General features: G+C 61.4%; 6 protein-coding genes and 1 pseudogene. 5 read left to right on the top strand and 2 right to left on the bottom strand.

The genetic code is table 11. The annotated features are described in order from the left end of the window. Together RN01_RS34855 and RN01_RS32320 are read right to left on the bottom strand one after the other, a co-directional pair. Positions 1 to 204: pseudogene (locus tag RN01_RS34855) on the bottom strand (hypothetical protein); the annotation flags it as partial. Between the two features lie 72 nt (positions 205 to 276). Further along, positions 277 to 672: a copper/silver resistance protein SilD gene (locus RN01_RS32320; protein WP_008642716.1), complete on the bottom strand. Its 396-nt coding sequence runs from the start codon at positions 670 to 672 to the stop codon at positions 277 to 279. A gap of 281 nt (positions 673 to 953) precedes the next feature. Between RN01_RS32320 and RN01_RS32315 the strand changes: the two genes are divergently transcribed. The 5 genes from RN01_RS32315 to RN01_RS32295 all read left to right on the top strand — a co-directional run. Beyond that, positions 954 to 1,349 (top strand): hypothetical protein, encoded by a 396-nt coding sequence (locus tag RN01_RS32315; protein ID WP_011514840.1) that lies wholly within the window; start codon positions 954 to 956, stop codon positions 1,347 to 1,349. Between the two features lie 278 nt (positions 1,350 to 1,627). Then, a complete protein-coding gene (locus RN01_RS32310; protein ID WP_171020481.1) occupies positions 1,628 to 2,398 on the top strand; it encodes a class I SAM-dependent methyltransferase in 771 nt (256 codons plus the stop codon). Next, positions 2,395 to 4,020 carry a glycosyltransferase family 39 protein gene (locus RN01_RS32305; protein WP_011229394.1) on the top strand — a complete coding sequence of 542 codons (1,626 nt, stop codon included), beginning with the start codon at positions 2,395 to 2,397 and terminating at the stop codon, positions 4,018 to 4,020. The genes RN01_RS32310 and RN01_RS32305 overlap by 4 nt, the downstream gene beginning before the upstream one ends. Beyond that, the gene (locus RN01_RS32300) at positions 4,017 to 4,400 is read left to right on the top strand and encodes a GtrA family protein (RefSeq protein WP_011229395.1); all 384 of its coding nucleotides are present in this window, start codon (positions 4,017 to 4,019) and stop codon (positions 4,398 to 4,400) included. Before RN01_RS32305 ends, RN01_RS32300 begins: the two co-directional genes overlap by 4 nt. Further along, positions 4,397 to 4,837: glycosyltransferase family 2 protein (locus RN01_RS32295; RefSeq protein ID WP_039016859.1), on the top strand; the 441-nt coding region annotated here is incomplete at its 3' end. The genes RN01_RS32300 and RN01_RS32295, both read left to right, overlap by 4 nt.

Genomic DNA, 4,837 nt, shown 5'->3' with positions numbered 1-4,837 from the left:
CCTCCCCGCAACCGCCATTTCCAAGGCGGATTGGATTGCTGCGCGCGACGTCTCAGCGTCCGAGGCATGCGCCGAGGCGAGCACCACGGCTTCCTGCAACGACAGGGGTGCGGCCGATTGCGCCCATCCGGGATGGGCGGCCGCGATGAGCGAGAGGGCGAGCGACCACCGCCGCCCGCGCGCTAGGGGAAAACGCAAAAACATAAAGCCTCCACAAAGCAACGACTCCCTTGGTCTTGACGACTCAGGGCACGATAGCGGACGTTGCTAGGCGGGCTAAATGCGGAAACAGCAATGGAGGATCGCGAGCGGGCGGGGAGGCGGTCGTGGGACGGGGTTGCCCGTGGCCAGCCGATACCCGCCAAGGATCGGTGTCAGGTCAGGTGTGGCTACCGGGCTAACCGAGGCCGCCTGGAATACGGGCAGTTGCGGGCTCGCATGATCGGCAGATTTGCTGTCCTGGTGGCAATGCGCCTGGCACAGGCCTGCATGCGAATGGCCCCGCTTGATTGCCATGTCCGGACAGGATTCCGCCATCCCGGTCATGCTCGCCGTCAGGCTCAGCGCATACCGGCTGCCCTCACAGGCGTAGGCGGCCGCTGCCAGTTGAACTGTCAGGAACGAAATCAACAGGAATGCGGCAATCCAGTGCCGGCGATAGGAGGCGTGCATGAGCCGGGAATCAAGTGGGCGAATCCTAGCAGCCTTGATTTTACTTCCGGCAATAAGTCTGCAGTGGGTTGTCCTGGATCAAAGACGCTCACGAAGTGCGGCACTTGACCATCGGTCGGAAAAGCCGACGATGGTCGTGCGCAAGGGATTCGGTCCGTCTGGGCGCCGTGCGCCCCGCCTGATTCTGGTGCATGGCGGCCCTGTCATGTGTGAGTCATTTTGCTGACAGGCCGGCTCTCTAGAATACGCTGAGACGAAATTCCGCCTTTCTGTGCCGTCGAATGAGACGCTTGCTGTCCCGCCTCCTGCTGTGGTTCATGATCCTCGCATTGCCGCTGCAGGCGATGGGAGCGCCCGTACACGGCGGTTGCCCAGCGCATGACCGGTTGCGCAATGATGCGGCAATGGGCCTCGAGATCGACGTGGAGGAAACAGTCACCAACCCGGACAAGCCGTGCCACCACAATACACAGCACAGCGCTTCGCGGGGAAAACTGGATCCTGATGCGGACGGTCACACGTGCGACGCTTGCATTGCCATGAGCCAGGCCCCCGGATGGTTCTCGGGCTTCTGGCTGCGGCAGCCGGAATCGTTCGAGGTGGCGGGCAGGACGGCCGCGCTCCTCGCCAGTTTCATTCCAGACGTGCTTCTTCGTCCACCCTCCACTCCTGTGTGAATTGGGGCTTCACCCCGATCGCAGTCCCGCCCTCATCGGATTGCGACGCCTTGCTGCCTAGTACCTAGGTATCTCAATTCACTTGCCACGTCATCGCGTTGACGCGTTGCCGTGGGACAACCTCGCCCGTGCGTCGGCAAGCCAACGCGTGGAGCAGGAACCTCGAACGGGAGACGACCATGCGCGCATGCATTCAGTGCAGAGCCCCTATCAAGCACGAAATCTGGAGTTGCGCCGCGTGCGGCTGGCAACCGATGAGTCAGGATGGATTGGTCTGCATGGCGCCGGCCATGCTGGCCGACCATGATGGCTATCACGAACCTCTCTTCGAGGAGTACGAAAAGCTCGAAGCCACACACTTTTGGTTCGTTCATCGGCGGCGGCTGATTCTTGACGTCCTGCAGAGCCATTTCCCGACACTCAGGTCCTTCATGGACATCGGGTGCGGGACCGCCGAGAACCTCAAGGCCATCGAGCAGCGCTTTCCGCATGCGCGCATTTGCGGTGGGGAGGCGTCGCTGCAGGCACTGGCCTCGGCCCGCAACAAGTCCAACGCCCAGTTCATCCAGATGGACGCCCGCGCGCTGCCCTTTACCGCTGCCTTTGATGTGATCGGGGCGTTCGATGTGATCGAACACGTCGACGACGATAAGCGTGTCTTGGCAGAGATGTACCGGGCTTGTCGCGCTGGCGGCGGCCTCATCCTTACCGTGCCCCAGCATCCTAGCCTGTGGAGCCATCTTGACGATGCGGCGAAGCACAAGCGACGCTACACATACAGTGAGTTGCTTGGCAAGGTGCGGGCCGCCGGATTCCAGCCCGTCTACGCCACCTCCTTCATGTCGCTGCTTCTGCCGGCGATGGCGCTCTCGAGATTGCAGCAAAGGCTCAAGCCGCCCAAGGACGCTGTGGACGACGGCTTCCGAATTGGCACGACGCTTAACCGCATTTTCGGCGGCATCTGTGCCGCCGAGCGACAGTTGATTCTTGCCGGTCTGAGGTTTTCGCTAGGCGGCTCCCTACTTGTCGCCGCGAGGAAGCCTTCGTGAAGTCTCGCGTTCTCTGGTTTTCGCTCATTGTCATTGCCATCTTGCTATGGTTCGCGACCCTTTCGATCCGGCCGCTCTACGAGCCGGATGAGGGGCGTTACGCCGAAGTTGCCCGGGAGATGTTCGTCTCGGGCGACTGGGCGACCCCTCGGCTGAACGGCGTCAAGTTCTTTGACAAGCCGCCACTTCAGTATTGGGCGACCGCGGCGGCGTTTGCGGTGTTTGGCGTCAGTGAATGGAGCGCGAGACTCTGGAGTTCGTTGATCGGGGCCAGTGCCATCCTGGTCGCCGGTTGGTCGGCGACGGCACTCTTCGGGCGGCGAGTGGGGCTCACCTCCACCCTGGTGCTGGCCGGCTCGCCGCTATGGATACTAGGCTCCAACCTGACCACGACAGATATCGGCGTCGCCGCACTGCTAGGCAACGCCATCCTTGTGTATGCGGTGGCGGCAAGGAATGCCGATAGACGCCTCTATCCGCTCGTCTGGGGCCTGTTGGGACTGGCCTTCCTTGCCAAAGGATTGATTGCGATCGTGCTGCCCGCCGCGACCATTGTGGTCTACGCCGTGCTCACCAGGCAGTTCGGACTGTTCAGACGTCGCGACTTCTGGATATGGGGGCTGTTCGCGTGCGTCCTCGCGCTCCCGTGGATCGTCACAGTGTCGGTTCGCAATCCGGAATTTCTCAATTATTTCTTCGTCCACGAACACCTTGCGCGCTTCACTTCCTCCGTTCATGCCCGTAACAAGCCTGCTTGGTTCTTCGCCGCGGTGCTGGTCGCGGGAATGCTGCCGTGGGCCGGCGTCATCCCCGCCACAGTCTGGCAGCGCTACCGACCTGCGAGGCGTTCGGGGACATTTGACCCGCGTTTATTCCTGTTGGTGTGGACGCTGATTGTGCTTGTCTTCTTCTCTGTCTCGCGATCGAAGCTGCCCCTGTATATCCTGCCGGCATTTCCGCCGCTCGCCGTGCTCGTTGGTGACGCCATCCTGCGCGTGCGCACGAGATGGGTAGTGGTCGGATGCTCGCTGATGGTCATACTCGGCATCCTGATCGCGGGACTGCAATGGATCCCCGAGCTATCGGACAAGGTGCTCAGGCGCGGGATCTCGGATCTTCGTCATTTCTCCTTCTGGAGCACGCTAACCATCGGCGCCCTGGTGGTTGGCGGGCTGGTTGCCGGTGCCCTTGCCCTGTCAGGTCGACGTGGCATTGCCGTTGCAGTGGCAGCTCTTGCATCGATTGGCAGCCTTCAGCTGGGGCTCGTGGCATCCATGGCCTTCGAATCCCTGTCGATCAAGCCGATTGGCCTAGCCGTCAAGGCATTGCGCCGCGCCGATACCGAACTGTTCAACGTCGGGCAGATCGATAGGGGCCTGGCGTTCTACTCCGGAATGCTTCCCCAGGTGGTGGTTGCCAGGGACGAGCTGGATCTTGGCTATTCTGTCGAGCCCCAGCGGTGGATCGATAGCTACGCGACATTCCTGCCGCGCTGGGGCGAGCCCGGACACAAGCTCGCCGTTATGCGCGAGGCAACCTATGCGCAACTGTCCCCAGACCTGGGGCCTGAGAGTCTGGTGGTGGCGCGTAGGGGCACGACGGTGCTCTTGGAGAAGCGATGACAGTGTCGTCCAAATTTCTCCGCTACCTGGTCACCGGCGCGACCGCGACCGGCGTGCATTACCTCGTGCTGATCCTGCTTGTTAGGCAGGGGGATATTGCATTGTTGGGTTCGATTGTCGGCAGCGTGGCGGGGCTCCTGACGAATTATTTCCTGAGCAGTCGGTGGGTGTTCGTGCGCGCGTCGGATGCTTCGTCGCGCTTTGCGAGATTCCTAGCAGTCTCGGTGCTCGCCTTCGGGCTTAACGCTGCGTTCATGTGGATCGGACTGCGGGCGGGGCTTCACTACCTTCTCGCACAGGTCCTGTCCACGTTTCTCCTCATGCTCATCAACTACACATTGCATGCCAATTGGACGTTCCTGAACAGGGAGTCACGATGAGTTCGGATAAGCGGTTGCAGGGAACAGTATCGGTGGTCGTTCCCATTTTCAATGAGGAGCAGGTCTTGCCCCTGTTCCATGCGCGTCTCGGCGCCGTCCTGGGAACCCTTCCCTATACGTCGGAAGTTATCTACGTGGACGATGGAAGCCGGGATCGGACCCTCGATGTGCTCAGGACAATACGGGGCGCCGATGAGAAAGTCGGCATCATCGAATTGAGCCGGAATTTCGGCAAGGAAGCCGCATTGACCGCGGGATTGGATGTCGCGTGCGGCGACGCCGTCGTCGTCATCGACGCCGATCTGCAGGATCCGCCGGAACTGATCCCCACCCTGATTAACAAGTGGGAGCAAGGTTTCGATGTCGTCTACGCGACCCGGCGGACCCGGGAGGGCGAATCCTTCCTGAAGAAAGCCACGGCCCACTGCTTCTATCGC

It is taken from the genome of Cupriavidus sp. SHE (genome assembly GCF_000812445.1).
Taxonomy (GTDB): domain Bacteria; phylum Pseudomonadota; class Gammaproteobacteria; order Burkholderiales; family Burkholderiaceae; genus Cupriavidus; species Cupriavidus metallidurans.
Note: the sequence above shows the minus strand (reverse complement) of the source record. Positions and strands in the feature narration are given on the sequence as shown.